Source organism: Rhizobium sp. P32RR-XVIII (genome assembly GCF_012641395.1).
GTDB lineage: Bacteria > Pseudomonadota > Alphaproteobacteria > Rhizobiales > Rhizobiaceae > Rhizobium.
On record NZ_JABAIH010000058.1, the window covers coordinates 1 to 3,932 of the forward strand.

4 protein-coding genes are annotated in these 3,932 nt (G+C 59.3%); 1 reads left to right on the top strand and 3 read right to left on the bottom strand.

All coding sequences use genetic code 11. The annotated features are described in order from the left end of the window. Positions 1-95 precede the first annotated feature (95 nt). From HGP14_RS34960 to HGP14_RS34970, 3 genes are all read right to left on the bottom strand, one after another. Entirely contained in the window at positions 96-242 is a 147-nt protein-coding gene (locus tag HGP14_RS34960) for a hypothetical protein (RefSeq protein WP_168834348.1), read from the bottom strand. Positions 243-254: 12 nt separating this feature from the next. Next, on the bottom strand, positions 255-1,577 hold the full coding sequence (locus HGP14_RS34965; protein ID WP_246704775.1) for an alpha/beta fold hydrolase: 1,323 nt from the start codon (positions 1,575-1,577) through the stop codon (positions 255-257). A gap of 568 nt (positions 1,578-2,145) precedes the next feature. Next, entirely contained in the window at positions 2,146-3,117 is a 972-nt protein-coding gene (locus HGP14_RS34970) for a DMT family transporter (RefSeq protein WP_168834349.1), read from the bottom strand. 115 nt (positions 3,118-3,232) lie between these two features. Here HGP14_RS34970 and HGP14_RS34975 point away from each other — a divergent pair, with 115 nt between their 5' ends. Further along, on the top strand, positions 3,233-3,688 hold the full coding sequence (locus HGP14_RS34975; RefSeq protein ID WP_168834350.1) for an Lrp/AsnC family transcriptional regulator: 456 nt from the start codon (positions 3,233-3,235) through the stop codon (positions 3,686-3,688). The last annotated feature ends 244 nt before the right edge of the window (positions 3,689-3,932 follow it).

Here is a 3,932-nt window from a genome sequence, read left to right on the forward strand (position 1 = left end):
ACCGGATGTGAGATTGTACAGGCTCGAGAACGAGCCGGTAGTTGCTATGGGCTCAGACCATGGATCCGATTACGAAGGAGAAATTCGATGCCACATCAATGAACCGTTGACAAAAATCCTGATGTGAGGGATTCGTTGGCGATCCTCTGCGTGGTGCGATAGTTTTCAAGCTCGGCCTGGGCGTTGCATTGTCCATATGCCGGTGCGACGGCGATCAAGCTGGCGCCGACCATACGTTTCATTGAGTTGCCTCTCTACAGTTTTAACGCCGCTGCCCAGTTGCGCATGTCCTGAACATAAAGCTCAGGCGCCTCCATTGCCGCGAAGTGGCCGCCATGTGGTACGTCAGCCCAATACTGGATGTTGTAGCCTTTCTCCACAATGCTGCGCGGCGGCGTCGGCGAGCGCGAGTCGCCAGAATAGGATGCAAAGCCCGTAGGCGCGCTGACGCGCGTTCCCTTCGGCATTTGCTTCACATGCTCCTCTTCGCTTCCGGTGTAGAACCAAGTGGAAGTCTGGAACGCATCATTCATGACGTAGATCATGACGTTGGTCAGCAACTGGTCCATGGAGAACACCTGGTCGAACGACCGTGTGCGCTTGTCGCACCATTGGTAAAAGCGCTGGACCAGCCATTCCGCCTGTGCGACGGGATTGTTGGCCATGGCAAACGCAAGCGACTGAGGCTCGGTCGCCTCTAGCTGATAATAAGCGCCCCAGAGCCGCTCGTCTTCATCCGCTTCCGCATAGAATTTCTTCTCGGCCTCAGTCGCAGGGGGTATCTGCGGAGCCACGATCATCAAGTTGAGATGAATGGCTTTCACCGCTTCGGGGAAATCGATCGCGAGCCAGCCGGTCACGCCAGCGCCCCAGTCGCCGCCTTGCGCGTAGTAGGTCTCGTAACCCAAATTTTCCCGCATTAGCTTGTCCCAGAGCCGCGCGGTCGTCCTTGCGCCGATCGGCCTCTGCGGCTTGCCCGAGGCGCCATGGCCAGGCAACGAAGGGATGATGAGGTCGAAAGCGACTTCCGACCCGGCACCGAAGCGCGACGGGAAGGCGAGCGGCTCGATGACGTTCCAGAATTCGAACGTCGATCCAGGCCAGCCATGGGTGCTGAGCAGCGGAAGCCTCGCCTTGTTGGGGCCGCCTTCGCCGATGACGCGGATGAATTGAATGTCGAGGTCCTCAACGCGGGTTATGAACTGCGGATAGCGGTTCAGGTTCCTAGCCGCTCCCTCCATGTCGAACCCATTGACCCAATGTTCGATCAGGGCGCGAAGGTAGTCAGGGTCCATGCCATATTTCCAGCCGGAGCCCGGTATGGCCCGCGGGAATTGGAACTCCTTGATCTTTCCGCGCAGCGCGTCCAGCCGTTGGTCGCTCCAGACCACCTGGTACTCTCGCACGCCGCTAGGCAGAGCCTGCGCTAGAGTGGATCCAAACGCCGGCCTAAGCGCGCCAAAGGCGGTGACCGCGGCCGCGCCGAGCCCGGCCTTCAAGACCATGCGACGTCGTAGATTGGAGGGACCATCATCAGTCATGCCTAAGGGTGGGGATGCTACTTCTCGATCAAACATGATGTCTCCATTGTTCAATTCAGGAATTCTCACGTTCAGAGCCGGCCCGGCGGCGCGGCCAGTTCCTGGCCGCGTCCACTGGATGAGTTCCCGGTTGGTTGTGGGATGATTGACGCCGACGCGCTGCGGTCCGACGCATGGCATGGCACTACATGAACCCAGTTTTTGCCATGTTATCGGCGATAGCCGCGGGATTGGTCGATGTGGCATATGGCTCTGATCTCGGCTTTCGGCGCGAGGCTACTTCCGCCCGAGATAAGAAATCCATTCATGGGAAAAGCTGAAAAAATTTGAAAGCTATAAATGCGTCGCGCGCTTGAGGTAGCCGCAGCGCCTTGCAGACTAGGGGAAACGTGGCATGGAGCTGCTTCACCCGCGGATGAGATCACTCTACTGTGATTCCTCCGTGATAACTAACGTGCGGAGTTCGGTAGTAATTGCCACCTACACTCAAAGACCGCTTAGCGCCCGCCAAGCGGTCTGGCGGCTCTCGGCGCATCTATCGAAACTCACGCACGACCGAAATGGGGGCGCAACGCAGACGCAGTGCCATGACTGGCTTTCGGTCCTAGGCGGACGTTTGCTGCAATAATTGGGCCGACGGACTTCGTTGTTCCGCGCGGTGTTCGCCTGTACGGCTCGCCAACATCACGCCGAACGTCAGGAGGACGACGGCGACGGCGGTCGTGACGGCGAGCGGCTCTCCCAATAGGGGGACCGCGAGAAGGGACGTCAGCGCCGGAGACAGGGAGCCGATCGTTGCGCTTCGGGAAGCGCCGAGCCGGGAGATGGCGAACGCGTATCCCAGGGTCGAGATTAGTCCGGTCCCGACTCCCTGTACCAGCACGTAAGGTAGCGCCTCGCCGACAGTGAAATGGCCGAGATTGGTTCCGATCAGTCCGGCGAGCATCATCGACACGAGCGCCAGCAGGGAACCAATTGAGAGAAGGAGGCCGTTCGAGACCGCGTCCAACCCGGTCCGGCGCAGGCCGATCGTGTATACGGCCCAGATGAGGCTCGCGAGAAGAAGCAGTCCGACGCCCCGTAGTGTCTCCGCCGTAACGAGGTGGCGTTGCCCGGCGACCATGAGTACGACGCCCGCCAGAATCAGTCCGATCGGAAGAACCTGTCTGCCGGAGATTTTCCTTCCCGCGAACACGCGTGTTATCAGCAAGATTGCGAGCGGCGTCGTGCCGGGGATCAATGCGCCTACATAGGCCGCTGACGTCAGCCTGGCTCCCTCAGACGCGACGAAATAGAAAGGCACGCCGCCCGCCAGCACCAACAGGACGGCTTTGCTGTCGACTTTACGCAGCACATGAAGGCGGCCAAACAGGAAGGGCAGGAGAGCGACCGCGGGCACGACGAAGCGGATCAGAGCGACATCCGCGGTTGCCAGCGGCGACTTTCCTATGGCGCGCATAGTGAGCGCGAACCCCGCCCAGATGAGGACGACGAGCGCCAACACGACATAGCCTACAGTCGCGGTCTCATACCACTTGATCGCGGGTCTGGGGAAAGTCGCTGCAATGTCGGCCATGGGAAACCTCGATGTCAAGTTGAGTAACATGATATGCTTCTTCTGTTGGCAGTTTCTTGCTATCTTGATCCAATAAGGAAGAAAGATTGGCAGATTCTGCCAACAAAGGAGAAGCATGGACGAGAAAGACCGGCAGATCATCTGGACGCTGCAGCAGGACGGCCGCCTGTCGAACCAGGAGCTTTCCGAGAAAGTGGCGCTTTCGCCATCTCCATGCCTCCGCCGTCTCAGGCTCTTGGAAGAGAGCGGCGTCATCGAGGGCTACACCGCTATCGTCAACGAGGAGGCCTACGGCCTTCCGATCACCGCGTTCGTCCGCATCAGGCTTGAGCGCCATTCGGAAGCGGCCGTCGCGGCCTTCGAGCGGAAGGTCCGCTGCATCGACAGCATCCAGGACTGTTACGTGATGACGGGCGAGGCCGACTATCTCCTCCGCGTCCTCGTTCAGAGCCTGAAGGATTATGAGCAGTTCGTCAGGCAACAGCTTCACAACATCGAAGGCATCGCCGGGATCGACACGAGCTTCGCCTATGGCACCGTCAAGAAGACGACCGTGTTCCCGCGTATCTGAAGCGGACGGACGCTCGCCGATATCGGCATCGAGACACTTGGAGAAGCCCGTCCAGCTCCGCCGAGTTGGCGTCCGGATTTCGAGGCTTATTGCCGAGATGACATAATAGCGATATCTGCTTCTGATGCTGTGGACGGCTCCTCCGCCGGCATCGCGATGTGCCAAGATTGCGGTGTTGCTAGGAACCGCATGGGAGGAGCCATCCATGGAAGAGATTACCACGATTGGACTCGACATTGCTAAG